Origin of the sequence: Streptomyces sp. CAI-85, assembly GCF_013363615.1 — a bacterium.
Taxonomy (GTDB): Bacteria; Actinomycetota; Actinomycetes; order Streptomycetales; family Streptomycetaceae; genus Streptomyces; species Streptomyces antibioticus_B.
The window spans coordinates 314,174-337,694 of record NZ_JAANNX010000001.1 but is presented as its reverse complement, the minus strand read 5'-3'; the positions used below and the strand labels follow the sequence as shown (position 1 = coordinate 337,694).

Here is a 23,521-nt window from a genome sequence, read left to right as displayed (position 1 = left end):
CACCGTGACCTCCACCGGCCTGCCCGACAGCCTGATCGCCACCCTCCCCGGCGCCTCCTACACCGACCCCGGGATCTTCGCCCAGGAACAGGAGCGCATCTTCGAGACCATGTGGTTCTGCGTCGCGCGCTCCTCCGACCTGGCCCGGCCCGGCGCCTTCCGCACGGTCGACGTGGGCCGCGAGAGCGTCCTCGTCACCCGGGCCCGCGACCACACGGTCCGCGCCTACTTCAACGTCTGCCGGCACCGCGGGGCGAAACTGCTCACCGAGGAGTCCGGCGAGGTCAGACGGGCCTTCCAATGCCCGTACCACGCCTGGACCTACGGCCTGGACGGCACCTTGGTCGCCGCGCCCAACCTCACCAAGATGCCCGACGTCGGCCGCACCGCGTACGGCCTGGTGAGCGTCGCCACCCGGGAGTGGCTCGGCTACGTCTGGGTCTGCCTCGCCGAACAGCCGCCGTCCTTCGAGGAGGACGTCGTCGGCGAGGTCGTCGGCCGGCTCGGCGACGTCGAGTCGATCGAGCACTACGGCATCGAGAACCTCTCCGTCGGCCGGCGGATCGTGTACGACGTGAAGGCCAACTGGAAGCTCATCGTGGAGAACTTCATGGAGTGCTACCACTGCGCCACGATCCACCCCGAACTCACCGAGGTGCTCCCGGAGTTCGCCGACGGCTACGCCGCCCAGTACTACGTGGGCCACGGCGCCGAGTTCGGCGCGGGGATAGAGGGCTTCACGGTCGACGGCTCGGCCGGCCTGGACCGGATACCGGGCGTCGCCGAGGAACAGGACCGGCGCTACTACGCGATCACCGTCAAACCGCAGGTGTTCATCAACCTCGTGCCCGACCACGTCATCCTCCACCGGATGTACCCGGCGGCCGTCGACCGCACGGTCGTCGAGTGCGACTGGCTCTATCTCCCGCACGTCGTGGAGAGCGGCCAGGACGTCAGCCGGTCCGTGGAACTGTTCGACCGGGTCAACCGGCAGGACTTCGAGGCGTGCGAGCGCACCCAGCCCGGCATGAGCTCCCGGCTGTACGCCAAGGGCGGTGTGCTGGTGCCCAGCGAGCACCACATCGGCGCCTTCCACACCTGGGTGACCGAACGCCTCGGCACGGCGGGGCGACCGTAGCCGCTCAGCCCAGGTGCCCCATCCGGTGGCTGATCTCCCCCGCGCCCTCGAGCAGCAGCGGCGCCAGCTCGTGCAGCCGCTCCTCGGTGAAGCGGTACGAGGGCCCCGAAGCGCTGAGCGCCGCGACGACATGACCGTCCCGGTCGCGGATCGGCGCGGCCATGGCGTGCAGGCCGATCTCCAGCTCCTCCAGCGTCCAGGCGTAGCCCCGCTCCCGCGCCTCGGCGAGGTTCTTCTCCAACCTGGTCTTCGCGGTGATGGTGCGCGGGGTGACCTTCTTCAGCCCGGCGTCGGTGAGCAGCGCGGCGCGCTCCTTGGCCGGGAGATGCGCGAGCAGGATCTTGCCGCTGGACGTGGCGTGCAACGGGGTGAGCTGGCCGACCCAGTTGTGCGCGGTGACGGCGCCGGGGCCGCGCACCTGGTACAGGTTGATCGCGTACCGCTCCTGCATCACCGCGATGTTGACGGTCTCGCCGATCTCCTCCGCGAGGCGTTCGCAGACCGGGCGGCCCTGCTGGGTGATGTCGATACGGCCCGTCACCGCGCCGGCCAGCCGGACGATGCCGAACCCGAGCCGGTACTTGCCGCGTTCGCCCGCCTGCTCCACCAGACCGCGTGCCTCCAGGGCGCCGAGCAGCCGGAAGGCGGTGGACTTGTGAACGTCGATCTCGCCCGCCACCTCGCTGACGCCCGCCTCGCCGCGCTGGGCCAGGATCTCCAGGACGCTGATGGCGCGGTCCACCGACTGGACCCCGCCGGCCTGCGGATTCGACGATTCGGTGTCAGTGCTGTAGTTGCTCACAGTGAAACTATAGGCGTAGTAAACAACGCGATCGCAAGTAACGGCCCTGAAATACGGGGTCGGTAGGTTGCGCGGTCCGCAACCTGGTGCACATTGTGATGCCGGTACTAGCATGCCTGGCGTATCGACGGCGCGAGCGGGACGAGGCCCCATGGCTCCTTTGCAGTACGACTTCGTCATCGTCGGCGGCGGATCGGCCGGCAGCGCACTGGCGAACAGGCTCTCGGCGGACCCGGCGAACACGGTGCTGGTCCTGGAGGCCGGCCGCCCCGACCGTCCGTGGGACGTCTTCATCCACATGCCCGCGGCGCTGACCTATCCGATCGGCAGCCGTTTCTACGACTGGAAGTACGAGTCCGAGCCCGAACCCCATATGGGCGGCCGCCGCATCTACCACGCGCGCGGCAAGGTGCTGGGCGGGTCCAGCAGCATCAACGGCATGATCTTCCAGCGCGGCAACCCCCTGGACTACGAGCGCTGGGCGGCCGGTCCGGGCATGGAGACCTGGGACTACGCGCACTGTCTGCCGTACTTCCGGCGGATGGAGAACTGTCTCGCGGCCGGCCCCGACGACGAGTTCCGCGGTCACGACGGCCCCCTCGTCCTGGAACGCGGCCCGGCGACGAACCCGCTCTTCGGCGCCTTCCTCGCCGCCACCCAGGAGGCGGGGTACGCGCCCACCGACGACGTCAACGGCTACCGCCAGGAAGGCTTCGCCGCCTTCGACCGCAACGTCCACCGCGGACGCCGGCTGTCCGCCTCGAAGGCGTACCTCAAGCCCGTCAGGCGCCGCCCCAACCTCACCGTGCGGACCCGGACGCTCGTCACCCGCGTGCTGTTCGAGGGCAGACGCGCCGTCGGCGTCGAGTACCGGCGCGGCAAGGGCGCGCCGCGCCAGGTCCGCGCCCGCGAGGTGATCCTGTGCGGCGGGGCGATCAACTCCCCGCAGCTCCTTCAGCTTTCCGGCGTCGGCAACGCGACGGAACTGGGCGCCCTCGGCATCGACGTCGTCCACGATCTGCCGGGCGTCGGCGAGAACCTCCAGGACCATCTGGAGGTCTACGTCCAGTACGCCTGCCGGCAGCCCGTCTCCGTGCAGCCGTACCTGGCCAAGTGGCGCGCCCCCTTCATCGGACTCCAGTGGCTGTTCCGCAGGGGCCCGGCCGCCACCAACCACTTCGAGGCCGGCGGATTCGCCCGCAGCAACGAGGACGTCGCCTACCCCAACCTGATGTTCCACTTCCTGCCGATCGCCGTCCGCTACGACGGCTCGGCCCCGGCCGGCGGCCACGGCTACCAGGTGCACGTCGGACCGATGTACTCCGACGCCCGCGGCTCGGTGAAGATCAAGAGCAAGGACCCGCGCGAACACCCGGCGCTGCGCTTCAACTACCTCTCCACCGCGCAGGACCGCCGCGAATGGGTGGAGGCGATCCGGGTGGCCCGCAGAATCCTCGCGCAGCCCGCGCTCGCCCCCTACAACGACGGCGAGGTCTCGCCCGGCCCCTCGGTGGAGACCGACGAGGAGATCCTCGCCTGGGTCGCCCGGGAGGGGGAGACGGCCCTGCACCCGTCCTGCACCTGCCGGATGGGCACCGACGACATGGCCGTCGTCGACCCGACGAGCCTGCGCGTCCACGGAGTCGAGGGCCTGCGGGTCGTGGACGCGTCGGTGATGCCGTACGTCACCAACGGCAACATCTACGCGCCGGTGATGATGATCGCCGAGAAGGCCGCCGACCTGATCCTCGGCAAGGAACCCCTCGCGCCGTCGCGGGCCGCCTACTACCGCCACCCCGGTGGCCGGAAACAGACAACCCCTTGACGTCTGTCAGGACATTCGCCAAGGTGTTCCACCACAAGCAATCGGATGCACAATGCGCAACGCACTTCGGTGGAAAGGCTCGGCGCGTGGCAGACCTGTACGTGGACGGCGCATGGCGGGCCCCGGTGGCCGGCGGCCTCCGGGACATCCGATGTCCCGCCGACGGCACCCTCGTGGCGAGCGTCTCCGAGGGAACCCGCCCCGACACGGAGGCCGCGATCGCCGCCGCCCGCCGGGCCTTCGACACCGGACCGTGGCCGCGCACCCCCGAACGGGAGCGCGGCGCCCTGCTGTTGCGCACCGCCGCCCTGATCGAGCGCGACGCCAAGGAGTTCGCCCGCGCCGAATCCCTCGACACCGGCAAACGGCTGGTGGAGAGCGAGTACGACATCGCCGACGTCGTCTCCTGTCTGCGCCACTACGGCGGCATCGCGGGCACCGACGCGGGCCGGGTGATCGACACCGGCAGGGACGACGCCGTGAGCCGCGTCGTGTACGAACCGGTCGGCGTGTGCGGACTGATCACCCCCTGGAACTACCCGCTGCTCCAGGCGTCCTGGAAGGTCGCGCCCGCCCTGCTGGCCGGCAACACGCTCGTCCTCAAACCCAGTGAACTGACTCCCTCCACGGCCGTGTTGCTCATGCGGGCGCTCGAAGAGGCCGGGCTCCCGGCCGGCGCCGCCAACCTCGTCCTCGGCGCCGGACCCGAGGCCGGGGCGCCCCTCGCGGACCACCCCGACGTCGACCTCGTCTCCTTCACCGGCGGCCTCGCCACCGGACGGCGGATCATGGCCGCCGCCGCGGCGGGCGTGAAGAAGGTGGCCCTCGAACTCGGCGGCAAGAACCCCAACGTGGTCTTCGCCGACGCCGACTTCGACACCGCGGTGGACTTCGCGCTCACCGCCGTCTTCCTGCACTCCGGCCAGGTCTGCTCCGCCGGCGCCCGCCTGATCGTCCAGGACTCCCTGCACGACCGCTTCGTGGACGAGGTCGTCGCCCGCGCCCGCAGGATCCGCCTCGGCGGCCCCTTCGACCCCGACGCCGAGACCGGGCCGCTGATCTCCGCCGCCCACCGCGACAAGGTCGAGGCGTACGTCGCGGCCGGCCTCGCCGAGGGCGCCGTCCTGCGCTGCGGCGGCCGCCGCCCCGACGACCCCGCCCTCGCCGCCGGCCACTACTACCCGCCGACCGTCCTCGACGAGTGCCGGCAGGACATGGACGTCGTGCACGAGGAGTCCTTCGGACCCGTGCTCACCGTCGAGCGCTTCACCGACGAGGACGACGCCGTCCGCATCGCCAACGACACCGACTACGGACTCGCCGGAGCCGTCTGGACCCAGGACGCCGGAAAGGCCCAGCGGGTCGCCCGCGCGCTGCGCCACGGCACGGTGTGGATCAACGACTACCACCCCTATGTGCCGCAGGCGGAATGGGGTGGCTTCGGGCACTCGGGTGTGGGCCGGGAGCTGGGACCGACCGGCCTGGACGAATACCGGGAACCCAAACACATCTGGCAGAACATCCAACCCCGGCCGCAGCGCTGGTTCCGCGGCTGAACGCCGAAAAGAGGTCGATCGTGACCCCCACCCGGACCGAGGTCCCCCCGCCGCGCGGCACCGCGCGGGACGCGTCCGCCACCCCGGTCGTCTCCGTGCGCAATCTGTGGAAGGTGTTCGGGCCGAAGGCCGAACGGGTCCCGGACTCCGAGGAGTTGCGCGGTCTGACCCGCCGCGAACTGCTGGACCGCACCGGCTGCACCGCCGCCGTCCGCGCCGTGGACTTCGACGTCCGGCCCGGCGAGGTCTTCGTCGTCATGGGACTCTCCGGATCCGGCAAGTCCACCCTGGTGCGCTGTCTGACCCGGCTGGTCGAACCCACCGCCGGCCTGATCGAGTTCGAGGGCGAGGACATCCGCCGCGCCGACCGGGCCCGCCTGCGCGAGCTGCGGCGCAGCAAGTTCTCCATGGTCTTCCAGCACTTCGGCCTGCTGCCGCACCGCCAGGTGCTGGACAACGTCGCCTTCGGCCTGGAGATCCGCGGCACCGGCCGGGCCGAACGCACCCGGCGGGCCAGGGAGGTCGTGGAACTCGTCGGACTGGCCGGCTACGAACACGCCTACCCCGACCAGCTCTCCGGCGGGATGCAGCAACGCGTCGGCCTCGCCCGGGCGTTGGCCGGCGACCCCGACGTCCTCTTCTTCGACGAGCCGTTCTCCGCCCTCGACCCGCTGATCCGCCGCGACATGCAGAACGAGGTCGTCCGGCTGCACCGCGAGGTCGGCAAGACGATGGTGTTCATCACCCACGACCTCTCCGAGGCCCTCAAACTCGGCGACCGCATCCTCATCATGCGCGACGGCCGCACCGTCCAGTGCGGCACCGGCGACGATCTCGTAGGCGCCCCCGCGGACGACTACGTACGCGAGTTCGTCAAGGACGTGCCCCGCGGCGACGTCCTCACCCTGCGCCGCATCATGCGCGCCCCCACCGACGACGACGCCCTCGACGGCCCCGAACTCGGCCCCCACGTCGTCGTACGGGAGGCCACCCGCGCGGTCCTCGCCGCCGAGAAACCCGTCAAGGTCGTCGAGAACGGCGAACTGCTCGGCATCGTCGGCGACGAGGAGATCCTCGCGGTGGTCGCCGGCCGGGAGGGCGACGGGTGACCGCCGTCGTCGAGAAACCGAGGGCGGCCGGCCCCGCGCCCGCCCCCGTCCGGCGCGACCGCCGGATCGGCCGGCCCCTGCTGGTCGCCGTGATCCTCGGCGTCTGGCTGGTGCTGTTCGCCGCGCTGCGCGGCCGGCACACCCTGTCCCTGGCGGCGGCCGACCTCACCGGTCTGCACCGGTGGTTCAACGACGTCAACGACGCGATCGGCGCCGACCGCGACTCCAACCCGCTCTTCCTCTACTTCTTCAACGAGATCCGCCTCGTCGTCGACACCCTCGTGACGTTCGTCCAGGAGCTGATCTCCCAGCCCTCCGCCGACCGGCCCCTGCCGCAGATCGGCTGGCTCGGTGTCGTCGGCCTCGCCGGCTATGTCTCCTGGGCCGTGGGCAACTGGCGGGTCGCGCTGCTCGCGGTCGCCGGGTTCACCTTCCTCGGGCTCCAGGGCCTGTGGCAGGAGAGCATGGACACCCTGGCGCTCACCCTCTCCGCGGTGGTGACGGCCCTGCTGTTCGCGATCCCGCTGGGCGTGTGGGCGGGCGTCTCCGACCGCGTCGACCGGGTCCTGAAGCCGTTCCTGGACTTCATGCAGACCATGCCGACCTTCGTCTACCTGGCGCCGCTGACGCTGTTCTTCCTCATCGGCCCGGCCTCCGCCACCATCGCCACGGTGATCTACGCGGCGCCGCCCGCCGTCCGGATCACCGCGCACGCCGTACGGTCCGTGCCGGAGACCACCGTCGAGGCCGCCGAGTCGCTCGGGGCGACCCGCGGCCAGGCCCTGGTGAAGGTCCTGCTGCCGCTGTCCCGGCGGACCGTGATCCTCGGCGTCAACCAGTCGATCATGGCGGCGCTGGCCATGGTGACCATCGCGGCCCTCATCGACGCGCCCGGCCTCGGCAAGACCGTCGTCCAGGCGCTCCAGTCGCTCGACGTGGGCACCGCCTTCAACGCGGGCCTGTCCATCGTCGTCATGGCGATCGTCCTCGACCGGGTCACCACCGCGGCCGGGGTGCGCGCGGAGGCCGCCCGGCGCTCCGGCAGCCGCTTCGCGGCCTGGCGGCGGCCGCTGCTCGGCGCGGGCGCGGCGGTCGCCCTGGTCCTGGTCTACCTCTCGCACACCTATGTGTGGGCGGCGGAGTTCCCCGGCGAGGGCGGCGTCGGACGCTCGATCGCGAGCGCGGCCGACACCGCCACGCTCTGGGTGCAGGACCACCTCTCCGGGCTCACCAACACCGTCCGCGACGTCCTCACCGAGGGACTGCTCAACCCCTTCCAGACCCTGCTCACCGACTCCCCGTGGTGGCTCGTCGGCGCCGTGCTCGTCGCGCTCGGCACCGTGTTCGGCGGGCGGCGCGCCGGGATCACCGCTGCCGTGTGCGTGGGCCTGCTGGTCGGCACCGGGCTGTGGTCGGACGCGATGACGACCCTCGCCTCGACGCTCGTCGCCACGGTGTTGGTGATGCTGCTCGGGGTCGCCCTCGGCGTCTGGATGGGGCGCAGCGCACTGGTGGACCGGCTGGTCCGGCCCACGCTCGACGCGGCCCAGGTGATGCCGCCGTTCGTCTATCTCGTGCCGTTCCTCGCCCTGTTCGGGGCGACCCGCTTCACGGCGATCGTCGCCGCCGTCGTCTACGCCGCCCCCGTCGCCACGAAGATCGTCGCGGACGGGGTGCGGCAGGTGCCCGCCGCCACCGTGGAGGCGGCCACCGCGGCCGGGTGCGGCACCTGGCAGCTCATCACCAAGGTCCAGCTCCCGATGGCCCGCGGCGCCCTGACCCTCGCGACCAACCAGGGCCTGATCTACGTCCTGTCGATGGTCGTGGTCGGCGGTCTGGTGGGCGCGGGCGCCCTCGGCTACGACGTCGTGGCCGGTTTCTCGCAGGGCCAGTTGTACGGGAAGGGGCTCGCCGCGGGGCTGGCCATCGTCCTTCTCGGTGTCATGTTCGACCGGATCACCCAGGCAGCGGCGCGGCGTACCAGCGCGTAAGGAGCTACGGACCATGGCAAGGCAGGCAGAACACCTCAGAGCCGGTGCGGTCGGCGTGGCGGTCCTCGCCCTCGCCGCCGCCGGCTGCGGCGGCGCGAAGGTCGGCGACGGTTCCTCGGGCGCGGACGGCTCGTCGGGCTCCGGCTCGTGCGGCACCTTCAACCTGGCGGTCAACCCGTGGGTGGGGTACGAGGCGGACGCGGCGGTCGTCGCGTACGTCGCGGAACACGACCTCGGCTGCAAGGTCACCCAGAAGGATCTCAAGGAGGAGATCGCCTGGCAGGGCTTCGGCACCGGCGAGGTCGACGCGATCCTGGAGAACTGGGGCCACGACGACCTGAAGAAGAAGTACGTCACCGGCCAGAAGACCGCCGTGGAGGCCGGCCCGACCGGCAACAAGGGCATCATCGGCTGGTACGTGCCGCCGTGGCTGGCGAAGGCCCACCCCGACATCACCGACTGGAAGAACCTCAACAAGTACGCGGCGAAGTTCAAGACGTCGGAGTCGGGCGGCAAGGGCCAGCTCCTCGACGGCGACCCGTCGTACGTCACCAACGACGAGGCGCTCGTCAAGAATCTGAAACTCGACTTCAAGGTCGTGTACGCGGGCAGCGAGACCGCGCTCATCCAGGCGTTCCGCAAGGCCGAGAAGAACAAGGAATGGGTGATCGGCTACTTCTACGAGCCCCAGTGGTTCCTGTCCGAAGTGCCTCTCGTCAAGGTCGAGTTGCCGCCGTACGAGGAGGGCTGTGACGCCGACGCGGAGAAGGTCGCCTGCGACTATCCCGTCTACGACCTGGACAAGCTCGTCAGCGCGAAGTTCGCCAAGTCCGGCAGCCCGGCGTACGACCTGGTCAAGAACTTCACCTGGACCAACGACGACCAGAACGTGGTCGCCAAGTACATCGCGGTGGACAAGATGACCCCGGAGGCGGCCGCGAAGAAGTGGGTCGACGCCAACCGCGCGAAGGTCGACGCCTGGCTCAAGTAACCCATGCGGTAGGGCGGTTCGAGGATGCCCGGAGGGCGGTGCGCGTCGTGTCGCGCCGCCCTCCGGGCATCGCCGTGTCCGGGACCGTTCCCCCGCGTCCCGGGCCTCTTGACACCCCCTTCCCCGGACGGGCACGCTGAGTTGCGCAACCTGAGTCATGTTGCGCACACAGCAACTTCGCTTCGGACCGGAGGTGCGGCGATGGCGGGACCCCGCGTGGTCATCATCGGAGCGGGGGTCGTCGGCGCGGCACTCGCGGACGAACTCTCCGCACGCGGCTGGACCGAGGTGACCGTGGTCGACCAGGGGCCGCTCCCCGCCACGGGCGGCTCCAGCTCGCACGCCCCCGGCCTGGTCTTCCAGACCAACTCCTCCAAGACCATGACCGAGCTGGCCCGCTACACCGTCGAGAAGTTCAGCTCCCTCGACGTCGACGGCGAGCCGTGCTTCCTCCAGGTCGGCGGCCTCGAGGTCGCGACCACCCCGGAGCGCCTCACCGAACTGCACCGCCGGCACGGCTGGATCACCGCCTGGGGCGTGGAGGCCCGGCTGCTGACCCCCGCCGAGTGCGTGGCCCAGCACCCCCTGCTCGACCCGGACCGCGTCCTGGGCGGCCTCCTGGTGCCCACCGACGGCATCGCCAAGGCCGTCCTCGCCGTCGAGGCACAGCTCCGCCGGGCCGGCGCACGCGGCGTGCGCTGCCTCGCCCGCCACGAAGTCCTCGACATCCTGCGGGAGGACGGCCGTGTCACCGGCGTGCGCACCGACCGGGGCGAGATCCCCGCCGACGTCGTGGTGTGCTGCGCCGGCATCTGGGGCCCGCGCATCGCCCGCATGGCCGGGATGAACCTGCCGCTCACCCCGCTCGCCCACCAGCTCGCCTGGACCGGCCCGATCCCCGCGCTCGCCGGCCAGAAGGAGGAGGCGGTCCGCCCGATCCTGCGCCACCAGGACGCCGACCTCTACTACCGCGACCGCTTCGACGGCCTCGGCATCGGCTTCTACGGCCACCGCCCCATGCCGGTCGCCGCCGACGACATCCTCCCCTTCGACGACGCCGCCACCATGCCGTCGGTCCTGAAGTTCACCGAGGACGACTTCACCGACGCCTGGACCGAGACCACCTCCCTGCTGCCCGCCACGCAGGACGCGGCGATCGAGGAGGGCGTCAACGGCCTGTTCTCCTTCACCACCGACAACTTCCCGCTGCTCGGCGAGTCCCCGGACCTCAAGGGCTTCTGGGTCGCCGAGGCGGTCTGGGTCACCCACTCCGCCGGTGTCGGTCGGGCCGTCGCCGAATGGCTGGTCGACGGCCACTGCTCCTCGTTCGACCTCCACGAGTGCGACGTCAACCGCTTCGAACCGCACCAGCTCGCCCCGGAGTACGTCCTGACCCGGGACTGCCGCAACTTCGTCGAGGTCTACGACATCCTCCACCCCCTCCAGCCCTCCGGCGACCCGCGCCCGATCCGCACCAGCCCCTTCCACCCGCGGCAACAGGCGCACGGCGCCTACTTCCTGGAGGCGAACGGCTGGGAACGCCCGCACTGGTACGAGGCCAACGCCCGCCTGGTGGAGGGCCGCGACATCCCCACCCCGAACGACTGGGCCGCGCGCCACTGGTCGCCGATCGTCGGCGCCGAGGCGCAGATCACCCGCGAGACCGTCGCGATGTACGACATGACGGCCCTCAAACGCCTGGAGGTGACCGGCCCGGGCGCCGCCGCCTTCCTGGAACGGCTGTGCACCGGCAAGGTCGCCAAGTCCGTCGGCTCGGTCACCTACACCCTGCTGCTCGGCCACGACGGCGGCATCCGCAGCGACATCACCGTGGCCCGCCTCGCCCCCGACCGCTTCCAGGTCGGCGCCAACGGCAATCTCGACCTCGACTGGTTCCGCCGCCATCTCCCCGCCGACGGCACGGTCCAGGTCCGCGACCTCACCCCGGGCACCTGCTGCGTCGGCCTGTGGGGCCCGCTGGCCCGGGAGGTCCTCCAGCCCCTGACCGACGACGACTTCAGCAACGACGGCCTCAAGTACTTCCGCGCCGGACACACCTACCTCGGCAGCGTCCCGGTGACCGCGATGCGGCTCTCCTACGTCGGCGAACTCGGCTGGGAGCTGTACACCACCGCCGACCAGGGCCTGAAACTCTGGGACACCCTGTGGCGCGCGGCCGAGCCGCTCGGCGGCGCCGTCGCCGGGCGCGGCGCCTTCAACAGCCTCCGCCTGGAGAAGGGTTACCGCTCCTTCGGCACCGACATGACCTACGAGCACGACCCCTACGAGGCCGGCGTCGCCTTCGCCGTCAAGCCCGACAAGGGCGACTTCATCGGCAGGGCCGCGCTGGAACGCCGTAGAGCCGACGTCCGGCGCAGACTGACCTGCCTCACCATCGACAACCCGCGGTCGGTCGTCATGGGCAAGGAGCCGGTGTACGACGGCCCGCGCGCGGTCGGCCATGTCACCAGCGCCGCCTACGGCTACACGATCGGCAAGGGCATCGCCTACGCCTGGCTCCCGGCCGAACTCGCCGTCCCCGGAACCGCGTTGGACATCGGCTACTTCGACCGGCGGGTGCCCGCGGTCGTCGCCGAGGAGCCCCTGTTCGACCCCGCGATGTCCCGGCTCCGCGGCTGAGAGAGGAAGGCGTCCGATGAGCCCCCGTACCCCCGGCGACGGCCTCCCCGAGCACCCCGACCGGCTGTGGCGCAACCCCGAGCCCAAGACGTCGTACGACGTGGTGATCGTGGGCGGCGGCGGACACGGCCTCGCCACCGCCCACTACCTCGCCCGCAACCACGGCATCACGAACGTCGCCGTGCTGGAGAAGGGCTGGCTCGCGGGCGGCAACATGGCCCGCAACACCACGATCATCCGCTCCAACTACCTGTGGGACGCGAGCGCCGGCATCTACGAGCACGCCCTCAAACTGTGGGAGGGCCTGGAGGAGGAACTCGACTACCCGCTCCTCTTCTCCCAGCGCGGCGTGCTCAATCTGGCCCACGGTCTCCAGGACGTCCGCGACAGCGTGCGCCGCGTCGAGGCGAACCGGCTCAACGGCGTGGACGCGGAGTGGCTGGACGCGGACGGTGTGCGCGAGGTCTGCCCGATCGTCAACACCTCACCGGACGTGCGCTATCCGGTCCTCGGCGGCACGTACCAACCCCGGGGCGGCATCGCCAAGCACGACCACGTGGCGTGGGGCCTGGCCCGCTCCGCGGACGCGGCGGGCATCGACATCATCCAGAACTGCGAGGTCACGGGCCTGGACGTTCGCGACGGCCGGATCGTGGGGGTGCGGACGAACCTTGGCTCCATCGCGGCCGGCAAGGTGGCGCTCTGCGCGGCCGGCCACACCTCGGTCCTCGCCCGCATGGCCGGCATCGAACTCCCGCTCCAGAGCCACCCGTTGCAAGCCCTGGTCTCCGAACTCCTCGAACCCGTCCACCCGACGGTCGTCATGTCCAACGCGGTACATGTGTACGTCAGCCAGGCCCACAAGGGCGAACTCGTCATGGGCGCGGGCATCGACGCCTACACCTCGTACACCCAGCGCGGCGCCTTCCACGTCATCGAGGACCAGATGGCCGCCGCCCTGGAACTGTTCCCGGTGTTCGCCCGCGCCCATGTGCTGCGCACCTGGGGCGGCATCGTCGACGTCAGCCCCGACGCCTCGCCGATCGTCGGGCTCACCCCCGTCGCCGGCCTGTACCTCAACTGCGGCTGGGGGACGGGCGGTTTCAAGGCCACCCCGGGTGTCGGCTGGGTGTACGCCCACACCATCGCCCACGACAGCCCGCACGCCCTCAACGCCCCCTTCTCGCTGGACCGTTTCACCACCGGCGCGCTCGTCGACGAGCACCGCGCCGCCGCCGTGGCCCACTAGGGAACCGAACCCCACCGGGGAACCGAACCATGGGAGCCGAACCATGCTGCTGATCCCGTGCCCGTGGTGCGGGCCCCGCGACGAGACCGAGTTCCACCACGGCGGCCAGGCCCATGTGCCCTACCCGCAGGACCCCTTCGCCCTCAGCGACGAGGAATGGGCCCGCTACCTGTTCTTCCGCGCCAACCCCAAGGGCCCCTTCGCCGAACGCTGGAGCCACACGGCGGGCTGCCGCCGCTGGTTCAACGCCGTGCGCGACACGTCGACGAACGAGATCCTCGCGGTGTACCGGGTGGGGGAGGCGCGACCGGAGGCGGTGCCGCGACGGCCGGTCCCCCCGCGCCCGACGGTCGCTCTCGAACCGCGTCAGGCACTCCCGGCCCCGCCCCCGGACCCCGTGCCCGCGCCCCCGGCGACGAGCCTGCGCCATCCGGCCCGCGGCCTCGTGCACCGCGACGAGCCCCTCACCTTCCACTTCGACGGCACCGCCTACCAGGGCTTCCGCGGCGACACCCTCGCCTCCGCCCTGCTCGCCAACGGAGTCGTCCGCACCGGCACCGGCGTCAAGCTCGGCCGCCCCCGCGGCATCTTCTCCGCCGGGGTGGAGGAACCCAACGCGCTCGTCCAGATCGAGGCCCCCTTCCCCGAGCCGATGCTCCCCGCCACCACGGTCGAGCTGTACGACGGCCTGGTCGCGAGCGGTCTCGCCGGACGCGGCCGCCTCGCCTCCGCACCGGACCCCGCCCGCTACGACGCCGTACACACCCACTGCGACCTGCTGATCGTCGGAGCGGGCCCGGCCGGCCTCGCCGCCGCGGCGGCGGCAGCGGACAGCGGCGCGCGGGTGATCGTCGCCGACGACCGGCCGCGGCCCGGCGGCAGCCTCCTGGACACGGCCGAACACCTCGACTGGGCGGACGAGATCACCGCACGGCTCGACGCGGCCCCCGATGCACGCCTGCTGCGCCGCACCACCGTCTTCGGCCACTACGACGACAACCACCTCCTCGCCGTGGAACGCCGCACCCATCACCTCGGCGCCGCCGCCCCGCCCGACGTCTCCCGCGAACGCGTCTGGCGGATCCGCGCCCGCCGGGTCGTCCTCGCCACCGGCGCCCACGAACGCTCCCTCGCCTTCGCGGACAACGACCGGCCCGGTGTGATGCTGGCGGCGTCGGCCCGCGCGTACGTCAACCGGTACGGCGTCCTGCCCGGCCGCCGGGCCGTCGTCCTCACCACCAACGACAGCGCCTACGCGGCGGCCCTGGACCTGGCCTCGGCGGGCGTGCACATCGCGGCCGTCGCCGATCTGCGCGCGGACCCGGGGGAGTGGGCGCGCCGCGCCCGGGCGGCCGGCATCGAGGTGCTGCCGGGGCACGCGGTCATCGGCACCCGGGGCGACGACCGCCTCACCGGCGTGACCCTGGCGCCGTACGGGGAGTCGACGGGCGGCCGGGACGTCGACGCCGATCTGCTGCTGGTCTCCGGCGGCTGGAACCCGGTCGTGCATCTGTTCAGCCAGGCGGGCGGCACCTTGCGCCACGACGAGACGCTCGGCGCGTTCGTCCCCGACACCTGTTGGCAGGCCGTCGAGGTCGCGGGCGGTGCGAACGGCGCGTTCGACGCTGCCACGGTCCTGGCCCAGGGCGCGGCCGCGGGCGCCCGGGCGGTGGCGGCCGAGGGCTACACACCCGGGTCCCCCCGCCTCCCGGTCCCGGCCACCGGGCCCCACACCCCGGCCCGGCACGTGTACGCCGTCCCCGGCATCCCGGGCGCGCCCCGCTTCGTCGACCTCCAACGGGACGTGACCGTCGACGACCTGGCACGCGCGACCGGCGCCGGTCTGCGCTCGGTCGAGCACACCAAGCGGTACACCACGGCGGGCACCGGCGCCGACCAGGGCCGGACCTCGGGGGTTCTGGCCGGTGGTGTGGTCGCCGAGCTGCTCGGCGTGGACGTCTCGGCGCTCGGCACGACCACGTTCCGCCCGCCCTATGCCCCCGTCTCCTTCGCCGCCCTCGCGGGCCGCGACCGGGGCGCGCTGCACGACCCCGTGCGCACCACCGCCCTGCACGCCTGGCACGAGGCGCACGGCGCGTTGTTCGAGAACGTCGGCCAATGGAAACGCCCCTGGTACTACCCGCGCGACGGCGAGGACATGACGGCCGCCGTACTGCGCGAGTGCGCCGCCGCCCGCAAGGGCGTCGCCCTCATGGACGCCTCCACCCTCGGCAAGATCGACGTCCAGGGCCCGGACGCCGCCGCCTTCCTCGACCTGCTCTACAGCAACCTGATGAGCACCCTGAAGGTCGGCATGATCCGCTACGGCGTGATGTGCCGGCTGGACGGCATGGTCTTCGACGACGGCACGGTCATCCGCCTCGCGCCGGACCGGTTCCTGGTGACCACGACCACCGGCAACGCGGCCGCCGTACTGGACTGGATGGAGGAGTGGCTCCAGACCGAGTGGCCCCATCTGCGCGTCCACTGCACGTCGGTGACGGAACAGTGGGCGACGGTGGCCCTGGTGGGCCCGCACTCGCGCGCGGTACTGGGCGCCCTGGCCCCTCAACTGGCCGTCTCCAGCACCGACTTCCCCTTCATGGCGTGGCGGGACACCACGGTCGCGGGGATCGCCGCGCGCGTCTGCCGGATCAGCTTCTCCGGCGAACTCGCCTACGAGATCAACGTGTCACCGTGGCACGCCCTCGCCCTGTGGGAGGCGCTGTACGAGACCGGCGCCCCGTACGGCATCACCCCGTACGGCACCGAGACCATGCACGTCCTGCGCGCCGAGAAGGGCTACCCGATCATCGGCCAGGACACCGACGGCACGGTCACCCCGCAGGACCTCGGCATGAGTTGGGCGGTCTCGAAGAAGAAGCCCGACTTCATCGGCAAGCGGTCCCACAGCCGCGCCGACACCGTCCGCGCCGACCGCAAACACCTGGTCGGCCTGGTGCCGGAGGACCCCGGCGCCCTCCTCCCCGAGGGCACGCAACTCGTCGCCGACAGTGTGCTGCCGGCCCCGCCCGTCCCGATGCTCGGCCATGTCACCTCCAGCTACCGCAGCGCCGCCCTCGGCCGCACCTTCGCCCTCGCCCTGGTCGAGGCAGGCCGCGAACGCGTCGGCGAGCGCCTGTACGCCCCGGTGGGCGACCGGTTGGTCCCGGTGACCGTCACGAGCCCCGTCCACTACGACCCCGAGGGAGCCCGCCGCGATGGCTGACCCGACACGGCGCCGCGCGCTGGCCGCCGCCACCCGCGCCTCCCGGGGCGCGATCCGCCTCGCCGAACTCCCCTACCTCGCCCAGCTCGACATCCGCCTCGACCCCAAGGACCCGGCGGCGGACGCGGTGAACCGGGCACTGGGCCTGGACCTCCCCCTGGAACCCAACTCGGCGGTCCACACGAGCCGTTCCTCGGCACTCTGGCTGGGCCCGGACGAATGGCTGCTGCTCGGCCGCCCGGGAACCCAGCAGAAGACGGAGGCGGGCATCCGGGAGGCGGCCGGCGACGCACCCGTCTCCGTCACCGACGTCTCCGCCCAGCGCACCACGTTCCTCGTCTCGGGCCCCCGAGCCCGCGACCTCCTCGCCCACGGCTGCTCCCTCGACCTCCATCCCCGCGCCTTCACCCCCCGCCGCTGCGCCCAGACGACCCTGGCCCGCACGGGGATCACCCTGATCTCCCGCGACCACCCCGGCCAAGGCTTCTGGCTCCTGGTCCGCTCCTCCTACGCCCCCTACCTGACGCACTGGCTCCTGGACGCGGCGACGGAGTACCTGGTGGCCTCAGGGGCACCCTCCGGCTAGGCCCGCAGCGCCGCGTCCAGTTCGCGCATGAGGGCTCCCACCCGGCCGCCGCCGACGGGGGCTTCGGGTAGGCGGGCGAGTACGTCGGTGACGGCGCGGGGAGCGTGGTGGCGGGCCCAGTCGAGGGTCCCCGGGGTGGCGAGGGCCAGTTCCTCCGCGCGGGCCGCGTGGGCGGCGGCGCCGAGGACGTGCTTGACCTGGTGGGCATCGGCCAGGGGGTGGAGGTACGCGGCGGCGGCCGCGTGGCTCGCCGCGCGTGCCGCGTCTTCCGCCGCAGGCGTCGACGCTTCCCGGGCGGCCTTGAACGCCGCCCAGGCGCGGTTGCGGAGAGCGGTCGTCCGGCGGCCACCGGAGGCGAACGCGAGGGCGGCGTCGAGGGCTTCGCGTGGGCGTGGGTCGGTGGGGTCGGACTGCTCGAAGATCGGTAGGGCGCGGTGGGCGCAGGCGGCCGCGTATGCCGTGATGTCCCGCAGTTCCTGTTCGGTCAGCTCGATCTTCGCTGACTGGTTCTTCTTCGGTTCCGTCGGCATGCGGTCATCCTGCCGCAGGGGCCGGGCCCGTCGTCATGGGATGTTGACCGCGCGGCGGATCGCCGCCAGGGTGCGGCGCACGTCGTCGTCGGTCGTGGACCAGTTGCTCACCGAGATGCGCAGGACGCGGTGGCCGTGCCAGGTGGAGCCGGTGATCCAGGCCGTGCCGTCGGCGAGGAGGCGTTCGAGGACGCGGTCCGTGCGGGCGTCGTCGCCGAAGCGGGCGCAGACCTGGGTGAAGACCACGTCGTTGAGGACGGTCGCGCCGTCGATGTCCGCGATGCCGGTGGCGAAGGCGCGGGCGTGGCGGCAGAGCCGGTCCACGAGGTCGGCCACGCCGGAGCGGCCCAGGGAGCGCAGCGCCGCCCAGACGGTGAACGCCCGCCCGCGCCGGGAGAGTTCGGGCACCTTGTCGATGGGGTCGCCGTGCTCGTCGTGGATGAGGTAGGCGCCGTGAAGACCCATCGCCGCCCGCAGCGCGGCCGGGTCGCGGACGACGGCGAGGCCGCAGTCGTAGGGGACGTTGAGGGTCTTGTGGGCGTCCGTCGCCCAGGAGTCGGCGGCCGCGCAGCCCGCCGTCAGCGCGGCATGACGCGGGGAGGCGGCCGCCCACAGCCCGAAGGCGCCGTCCACGTGCACCCACGCGCCGGCCTCGCGGGCGGCCGGGATCGTCTCCTCGAAGGGGTCGAAGGCGCCGGAGTGGATCTCTCCGGCCTGGAGGACGACGAGGGTGGGACGCCGCACCGGTCCGCCGTCCGCCAGGGACCGCCGTAGCGCTGTCGGGTCCATGCGGCCCTGGGCGTCGGACGGCACCGGTTCGGGCTCGCCCAGGCCCAGGTAGCGCAGCGCCAGGTCGACGGCCAGGTGGCGGTGTTCGCCGGCGAGGACGCGCAGACGGGGGCCGCCGGTGAGGCCGTCCCGGGCGACGTTCCAGCCGGCCCGGCCCAGCAGCGCGTCGCGCGCGGTGGCGAGGCAGGTGAAGTTCGCCATCGTGGCGCCGGTGGTGAATCCGACGGCGCTGCCGCCCGGCAGCCCCAGCAGGTCGAGCAGCCACGCCCCGGCGATGTCCTCCACCGCCGAGTGCGCGGGGGAGACGGCGCGCATGACGCTGTTCTGGTCCCACGCGGCGACCAGCCAGTCCGCGGCCAGCGCGGCCGGTTCGGTGCCGCCGACGACGAAGCCGTAGAAGCGTCCGCCGGGGAACGCGGTGAGCCCCGGCTCGCAGGCGGTGGCCAGCAGGTCGACGACCTCGGCGGGCGGGCTGGGCCCCGCGGGCAGCTCCGCGCCGAGCGCGCGCACGATCTCCTCGACCGGGGCGCGGGCCGGAACCGGACGGTCGGGCAGGCTCGCCAGCCAGCGCACCGCGTGGTCGTGCGCCCTGCGGAGCGCCGCCTCGCGCTCATCCATACCTCGGACTATGGGACGGCCGCCGCGGCCCCGCAACCGGCCGCGGCCCGCCGTCCCTGTCCCACGGCCCGGTCAGCCGCTGTGGTGCAGCCAGCGGTGCAGGGCGGCGTTGATGCTCTCGGACAGGGTGCTGAGCTGGTCGATGGCCTCCTGGTCCTCCGGGTGCGGCGGGATGCCGGCCGCCGTCAGCGCCGCGTGCAGGTCGAGGCGGCGCTGGTCGCTGGGGTGGAGGGTGTAGTGGAGGCGCTCCGCGGGCCGCGGGGGCGGCAGCAGGAAGTCGGTGTCGGGGTGCGATCCGGCCGGGACCGGCCACACGACCTCGGGGGTGTCGACGGCGTAGGGGTCGACGAAGGCGCGGGGCGAGTGGTGCTCAACGGTGGTGGTCACGGGTGTCTCCTCACCGGCAGCGGGTGGTTGTGCGGGATGAGAGGGCCGCGGGGCGGTCCCCGGTTGCGGTGGGGCGCGGAAGTCACGCCGACGGCGTCATCGGCGGGTCATCGGCTCGTCGGAACAACAGCCCCGAGGGCTTCCGCAACCGCCCCACGCGTTTCGGCCGTTGCGTCGGGGATCTGGGCAGCAGAGGCGCCGATGGGTTAGGTTAGGCATACCTAAGTAGCTATACGGTCTGGAGAGCCCGGATGCGCCGTTCCCACCCCCTCGCCACCGCACCGACGGCCGCCGAGCGCACCCGCTCGATCCTGGCCGCCGCCCATTCCATGACCGTCGTCAGCGACGGCCGGCACGCCGAGGTCCACCGGCTCGACGGGGAGGGCGCCATGGGACACGTCCACCTGCACGCGCCCCTGGAGACCGGCGAGCACCGCACGGGCACGCCCTTCCCGGTGAAACTGGAACTCACCGACATCGCCCCCACCCCGGTGCGCGACCGGCTGCGCGCCCGCGTCACCCTGACCGGACTGCTCGCCGGCCCCTACGACCCCGCCGCCACCGGCAGCACCTGCATGGAGTTCGGCCAGGCCATCCTGGAGGACGCCGCCGGGCGCACCTACATCACCCTCCAGGAACTGGAGGACGCCGAACTCGACCCCGTGGCGACCAGCGAGGCGTCCCTGCTGACCCATCTCCTCGACGACCACAGCGACCTCGTCCCCCGGCTGCTGCGCCTCGTCCGCCCCGCCCCCGACACCGGCGTCCTGCGCGCCCTCCCGGTGGCGCTCGACCGCTACGGCCTCACCCTGCGCCTCGAATACCCCCGCACCCACCGCGACGTCCGCGTCCCCTTCCGGACCCCGCTGGCGCACCTCGACCACATCGGCCCCCAGATCCACGCCCTGCTGTCCGCCGCCCGCCGCCTCTCCCACACGGCCCATCTGCTGCCCTGACCGCTGCCGGAACGGCCATAGCGCTCAGGGCCGTTCACAGAGCTGGAGGACACCGGCCAGGGAGAAGCAGGCCGCGCCGGTGAGCGTGCCCCAGTTGGCGATGTCCGCGTTGACGAGGCTGTCGGTGGTGGGGCGGGTGAACGCGGTGACCGCCGACACCATGAACAGCACGGACCCGAGCTGGTTCACGGCGACGATCCACCAGCCGAGGCTGCGCGGCAGGACGCGCGGGCGGCCGTGGCACACCTCGACGAAACCGAGGTGCCCGGCCACCAGGAAGAGCATGCAGCCGACCACGTCCGGCACCCAGATCAGCCGGTTGACCTGCTGGACGCTCAGCCCGTGCAGAAAGGAGTCGAGCAGGTCGACGGCGAAGACGAGGGTGCCCGCGAACAGCACGAACGCGCTCAGCCAGTCCACCCGCATCGGCTCGTAGCTCCACCACCGCCACCCCCGGGTGACCAACCGGCCCTCGCCGCCGCCGACATGGCGCGGCGCGTTCACCACCTGGAGCAGCGAGACGTATCCGCCGGTGTTGAAGAACAGCCCGCCCGCGAAGTAGATCGAGGCGCACTCGGTGGCGTCGCCGGAGCCGAACTGCGCGACGCCCGCGCCCACCGCGAACAGCGCCCCGCCGACGACGAAGGCGAGCGAGGCGATGACGTTGAGCCGGCGCAGCCGGGCCAGCGAGACGGCGTCCGCCCGGGTGCGCGTGCTGTCCGCCGCACCGGGCGCGCGGACGGCGAGCACCCCGCGCCGGCGCGCGAGCCGTGACTCCCACACCGCCGTCCCGCCGTCGGCGAGACGCCAGGTGAGCCGGGTCGTGAACGGTCCCGCACCCTCGGCGCGCTGCTCGGTGCGCTGTTCGGCCTGTCCCATGGGCGTGCCGTGCCGTGCCGTGCCGGGGCGTCAGCGCGCGGGGATGGCGGCCTCGGCGGCGCTCTTGATCCGCTGCCCGAACGCGTCGGCGTCCTTGCGGGCGGCCGACAGCGCCAGACCGATCAGGAGCTTGCCCAGACCGTGGCCCTCCAGGACGTTGAAGATACGGACACGGGTCTTGGCCTCGCCCAGCGACTCCAGGTCGTAGCCGCCCTCGCGCGCCGTCACCGTGTTCTTGGAGATCTCGGCCCACCGGAGCGTCACCGGCGCCTCCAGGGTGGTGATGCGGAACTCCCTGGCGCTCTTCATCCCGGCGTCCTTGACGGTGCTGCGGAAGACGGTGCCCACGGCGGTCGGACCGTCCGGGACCCGCTCGATCTTGAGCACCCGGGGGCTGAACTGCGGATCGTTGCGCCCGTCCGCGAGGTAGGCGAACACCTCGTCGATGGGACGGTCGACGTCCACGATCGCTTCGAACTGTCCTGACATGGGGCACTCCTGATCCGTCGAGTGATCCGTCGAATGATGGGTCGAGTGATCGGTCCGAGCCGCCGTCCGTGCCCGCGCGCGCGAGAACGCGCCGTACCGTCGTCCCGGACCATCCGGCCTGGAGCGGCGGCACCGCGTGCACCCGCGACCCTACGGGATCGCCGGGTGTCCCGCGCGGCGAACGCACGGCCCCGCGGCCCACGGCGCGCGGGAGCCGGCCCGCCCGTCAGCGCAGGGCGTCGAGCGCGTACAGCGCGCCGAGCGCGGTGGCCAGGGTGCCGAGCAGCAGGCGCAGGAGCACCTCGGGCAGATGCGGCTGGAGCCGGGCGCCGAGATAGCCGCCGAGCAGTCCGCCCAGGCCGCAGGCGAGACCGAGGGACCAGTCGGGGGCGATGCTGCCGGTGGAGGCCAGGGACAGCAGCGCGTAGGTGCCGGCGCCGACCACCGAGGTGGCGAACGTGGAGGCCAGCGCGGCGGGGGCGACCTGGGCGACGGGCACGCCCCGCCCGACGAGGACCGGGCCGAGGACCGAGCCGCCGCCGATGCCGTACACCCCGCCCACCACCCCGACCACGAGCGCCAGGCCGGTCACGGTCCGCGGCGCGGGCGGCGGGCGCCGGATCCCGGCGGGCGCGGGCGCAGGGTCCGTACGATCAGCCAGGCGCCCAGCGGCAGCATCAGCGCGGCGACCAGCAGCCGGAAGACGTACGGGCCGGGTACGGCGAACACGCGGACGACCGCCCCGACGACCACACCGGGCAGCGTGCCCAGCACCAGCCGGCGCACCAGCGGTCCGCCCAGGGTGCCGGCCCGCCGGTGGCGGAGCAGGGCGCCGGGCCCCGCCACCACGTTGTAGAGCAGGTTCGTCGGGGTGACGGCCGGGTTCGGCACCGCGAAGACGCTGAGCTGCACCGGCAGCAGGAACACCGCCCCGGACACCCCGACCGGCGCCGTCACCACGGCGATCACCATGCCGACCGCGACCCCGGCCACGGCCGGTCCCCACTCCACCCCGTCGCCCCCGTGCCGCCGTCGAACCCTGTCATCGCGCCGTCGCGCGGCACCACCGTAGAGCGCGGCGCGGGACCGCCTCGCGGGCGGGGGTCACTTCGGGAAGCCGTACTTGAGGTGGGTGGCGAGCGGCGTGTGGATCACGCTGAGCGGTTCGAGGGCGCGCGGTCCGGCCAGGGCCGGGCCGTCGAAGAGACGCAGCCCGCCCCCGAGGAGGGCGGGGACCACGTGCAGATGCAGTTCGTCGATCAGCCCCGCCCCGAGGTACTGCCGTACGGTGCTCGCGCCGCCGGCGATGTCGACGTTGCGGTCCCCGGCGGCGGCCCGTGCCCGGTCGAGCGCGTCGTGGACGCCGTCGGTGACGAAGGTGAACGTGGTGCCGCCCTGCTTGACCAGGGCCGGGTGGGGGCGGTGGGTGAGGACGAAGACCGGGGCGCGGAAGGGCGGGTCCTCGCCCCAGAAGTCCGCGCCCGTCTCGTACATCGTCCGGCCCATGACCACGGCCCCGGTGGCGTCGAACCACTCGCGCATCAGCTCCGAGTCGCGGTTCTCCGCCCCGCCGGCCAGGCCCTGGCGCTCCCGCCAGCTCGCCAGGCCGTGGATCCACTCGAAGAGCGGCTCGGCGCCGTCGCCGCCCGGGTTGTCGAGGCTGACGTTCGGGCCGGCGACGTAGCCGTCGAGAGAGATGGCCAGGTCCGCGGTCACGGTCATGGGGGGCTCCTGGAGTGCTCGGGTGTACTGCCTTC

At 72.6% G+C, this 23,521-nt stretch carries 18 protein-coding genes and 1 pseudogene; 11 read left to right on the top strand and 8 right to left on the bottom strand.

The window, feature by feature from the left end:
* The first annotated feature begins 4 nt into the window (after positions 1-4).
* Positions 5-1,138, top strand: coding sequence for an aromatic ring-hydroxylating dioxygenase subunit alpha (locus tag G6W55_RS01400; protein WP_175518863.1), 1,134 nt, complete (start codon positions 5-7; stop codon positions 1,136-1,138).
* Positions 1,139-1,142: 4 nt separating this feature from the next.
* On the opposite strand, the gene G6W55_RS01395 is transcribed toward G6W55_RS01400, so the two are convergent.
* On the bottom strand, positions 1,143-1,940 hold the full coding sequence (locus G6W55_RS01395) for an IclR family transcriptional regulator (RefSeq protein ID WP_175518861.1): 798 nt from the start codon (positions 1,938-1,940) through the stop codon (positions 1,143-1,145).
* Between the two features lie 151 nt (positions 1,941-2,091).
* On the opposite strand from G6W55_RS01395, the gene betA reads away from it, so the two are divergent.
* From betA to G6W55_RS01350, 9 genes are all read left to right on the top strand, one after another.
* Positions 2,092-3,765 carry a choline dehydrogenase gene (gene betA / locus G6W55_RS01390; protein WP_175518859.1) on the top strand — a complete coding sequence of 558 codons (1,674 nt, stop codon included), beginning with the start codon at positions 2,092-2,094 and terminating at the stop codon, positions 3,763-3,765.
* An 86-nt stretch (positions 3,766-3,851) separates the two neighbouring features.
* Positions 3,852-5,321 carry an aldehyde dehydrogenase family protein gene (locus tag G6W55_RS38440; RefSeq protein WP_175518857.1) on the top strand — a complete coding sequence of 490 codons (1,470 nt, stop codon included), beginning with the start codon at positions 3,852-3,854 and terminating at the stop codon, positions 5,319-5,321.
* Between the two features lie 20 nt (positions 5,322-5,341).
* Positions 5,342-6,430, top strand: a complete 1,089-nt coding sequence (locus G6W55_RS01380) for a glycine betaine/L-proline ABC transporter ATP-binding protein (protein WP_175518855.1) — start codon at positions 5,342-5,344, stop codon at positions 6,428-6,430.
* A complete protein-coding gene (locus G6W55_RS01375; protein ID WP_175518852.1) occupies positions 6,427-8,421 on the top strand; it encodes a proline/glycine betaine ABC transporter permease in 1,995 nt (664 codons plus the stop codon). The genes G6W55_RS01380 and G6W55_RS01375 overlap by 4 nt, the downstream gene beginning before the upstream one ends.
* Before the next feature lie 13 nt (positions 8,422-8,434).
* On the top strand, positions 8,435-9,412 hold the full coding sequence (locus G6W55_RS01370; RefSeq protein WP_175518851.1) for an ABC transporter substrate-binding protein: 978 nt from the start codon (positions 8,435-8,437) through the stop codon (positions 9,410-9,412).
* A gap of 201 nt (positions 9,413-9,613) precedes the next feature.
* A complete protein-coding gene (locus G6W55_RS01365) occupies positions 9,614-12,052 on the top strand; it encodes an FAD-dependent oxidoreductase (protein ID WP_175518849.1) in 2,439 nt (812 codons plus the stop codon).
* Between the two features lie 16 nt (positions 12,053-12,068).
* Complete coding sequence (locus tag G6W55_RS01360) at positions 12,069-13,301, top strand: sarcosine oxidase subunit beta family protein (RefSeq protein WP_175518847.1); 1,233 nt, start codon at positions 12,069-12,071, stop codon at positions 13,299-13,301.
* A 43-nt stretch (positions 13,302-13,344) separates the two neighbouring features.
* The gene (locus G6W55_RS01355) at positions 13,345-16,530 is read left to right on the top strand and encodes a sarcosine oxidase subunit delta family protein (RefSeq protein ID WP_175518845.1); all 3,186 of its coding nucleotides are present in this window, start codon (positions 13,345-13,347) and stop codon (positions 16,528-16,530) included.
* Complete coding sequence (locus G6W55_RS01350) at positions 16,523-17,116, top strand: sarcosine oxidase subunit gamma (protein ID WP_175518843.1); 594 nt, start codon at positions 16,523-16,525, stop codon at positions 17,114-17,116. The genes G6W55_RS01355 and G6W55_RS01350 overlap by 8 nt, the downstream gene beginning before the upstream one ends.
* Here G6W55_RS01350 and G6W55_RS01345 read toward each other — a convergent pair.
* From G6W55_RS01345 to G6W55_RS38435, 3 genes are all read right to left on the bottom strand, one after another.
* Positions 17,113-17,646: a putative immunity protein gene (locus G6W55_RS01345; RefSeq protein WP_175518841.1), complete on the bottom strand. Its 534-nt coding sequence runs from the start codon at positions 17,644-17,646 to the stop codon at positions 17,113-17,115. The genes G6W55_RS01350 and G6W55_RS01345 overlap by 4 nt on opposite strands.
* Positions 17,647-17,679: 33 nt before the next feature.
* The gene (locus G6W55_RS01340) at positions 17,680-19,053 is read right to left on the bottom strand and encodes a pyridoxal-dependent decarboxylase (protein ID WP_175518840.1); all 1,374 of its coding nucleotides are present in this window, start codon (positions 19,051-19,053) and stop codon (positions 17,680-17,682) included.
* Positions 19,054-19,125: 72 nt separating this feature from the next.
* Positions 19,126-19,440, bottom strand: a complete 315-nt coding sequence (locus G6W55_RS38435; RefSeq protein WP_175518838.1) for a hypothetical protein — start codon at positions 19,438-19,440, stop codon at positions 19,126-19,128.
* 251 nt (positions 19,441-19,691) lie between these two features.
* Between G6W55_RS38435 and G6W55_RS01330 the strand changes: the two genes are divergently transcribed.
* Positions 19,692-20,396 (top strand): DUF2470 domain-containing protein, encoded by a 705-nt coding sequence (locus G6W55_RS01330; RefSeq protein ID WP_030782837.1) that lies wholly within the window; start codon positions 19,692-19,694, stop codon positions 20,394-20,396.
* 24 nt (positions 20,397-20,420) lie between these two features.
* Here the strand turns inward: G6W55_RS01330 and G6W55_RS01325 are convergent, their stop codons facing one another.
* The 4 genes and pseudogenes from G6W55_RS01325 to G6W55_RS01310 all read right to left on the bottom strand — a co-directional run bounded on the left by G6W55_RS01325 (position 20,421) and on the right by G6W55_RS01310 (position 23,486).
* Entirely contained in the window at positions 20,421-21,275 is an 855-nt protein-coding gene (locus G6W55_RS01325) for a hypothetical protein (RefSeq protein WP_175518836.1), read from the bottom strand.
* Between the two features lie 30 nt (positions 21,276-21,305).
* Positions 21,306-21,764, bottom strand: coding sequence for an SRPBCC family protein (locus G6W55_RS01320; protein WP_175518835.1), 459 nt, complete (start codon positions 21,762-21,764; stop codon positions 21,306-21,308).
* Between the two features lie 226 nt (positions 21,765-21,990).
* A pseudogene (locus G6W55_RS01315) lies at positions 21,991-22,736 on the bottom strand (sulfite exporter TauE/SafE family protein).
* Between the two features lie 132 nt (positions 22,737-22,868).
* The gene (locus G6W55_RS01310) at positions 22,869-23,486 is read right to left on the bottom strand and encodes a dihydrofolate reductase family protein (RefSeq protein WP_175518833.1); all 618 of its coding nucleotides are present in this window, start codon (positions 23,484-23,486) and stop codon (positions 22,869-22,871) included.
* Positions 23,487-23,521 lie beyond the last annotated feature (35 nt).

What these genes read in the sequence shown, in the direction of transcription:
- G6W55_RS01355 (WP_175518845.1), top strand. Translation starts at nt 13,345, where the DNA reads ATGCTGCTGATCCCGTGCCCGTGGTGCGGGCCCCGCGACGAGACCGAG.
- G6W55_RS01370 (WP_175518851.1), top strand. Translation starts at nt 8,435, where the DNA reads ATGGCAAGGCAGGCAGAACACCTCAGAGCCGGTGCGGTCGGCGTGGCG.
- G6W55_RS01325 (WP_175518836.1), bottom strand. Translation starts at nt 21,275, where the DNA reads ATGGGACAGGCCGAACAGCGCACCGAGCAGCGCGCCGAGGGTGCGGGA.
- G6W55_RS01330 (WP_030782837.1), top strand. Translation starts at nt 19,692, where the DNA reads ATGCGCCGTTCCCACCCCCTCGCCACCGCACCGACGGCCGCCGAGCGC.
- G6W55_RS01350 (WP_175518843.1), top strand. Translation starts at nt 16,523, where the DNA reads ATGGCTGACCCGACACGGCGCCGCGCGCTGGCCGCCGCCACCCGCGCC.
- G6W55_RS01320 (WP_175518835.1), bottom strand. Translation starts at nt 21,764, where the DNA reads ATGTCAGGACAGTTCGAAGCGATCGTGGACGTCGACCGTCCCATCGAC.
- G6W55_RS01340 (WP_175518840.1), bottom strand. Translation starts at nt 19,053, where the DNA reads ATGGATGAGCGCGAGGCGGCGCTCCGCAGGGCGCACGACCACGCGGTG.
- G6W55_RS01345 (WP_175518841.1), bottom strand. Translation starts at nt 17,646, where the DNA reads ATGCCGACGGAACCGAAGAAGAACCAGTCAGCGAAGATCGAGCTGACC.
- G6W55_RS01310 (WP_175518833.1), bottom strand. Translation starts at nt 23,486, where the DNA reads ATGACCGTGACCGCGGACCTGGCCATCTCTCTCGACGGCTACGTCGCC.
- G6W55_RS01360 (WP_175518847.1), top strand. Translation starts at nt 12,069, where the DNA reads ATGAGCCCCCGTACCCCCGGCGACGGCCTCCCCGAGCACCCCGACCGG.
- G6W55_RS01365 (WP_175518849.1), top strand. Translation starts at nt 9,614, where the DNA reads ATGGCGGGACCCCGCGTGGTCATCATCGGAGCGGGGGTCGTCGGCGCG.
- betA (WP_175518859.1), top strand. Translation starts at nt 2,092, where the DNA reads ATGGCTCCTTTGCAGTACGACTTCGTCATCGTCGGCGGCGGATCGGCC.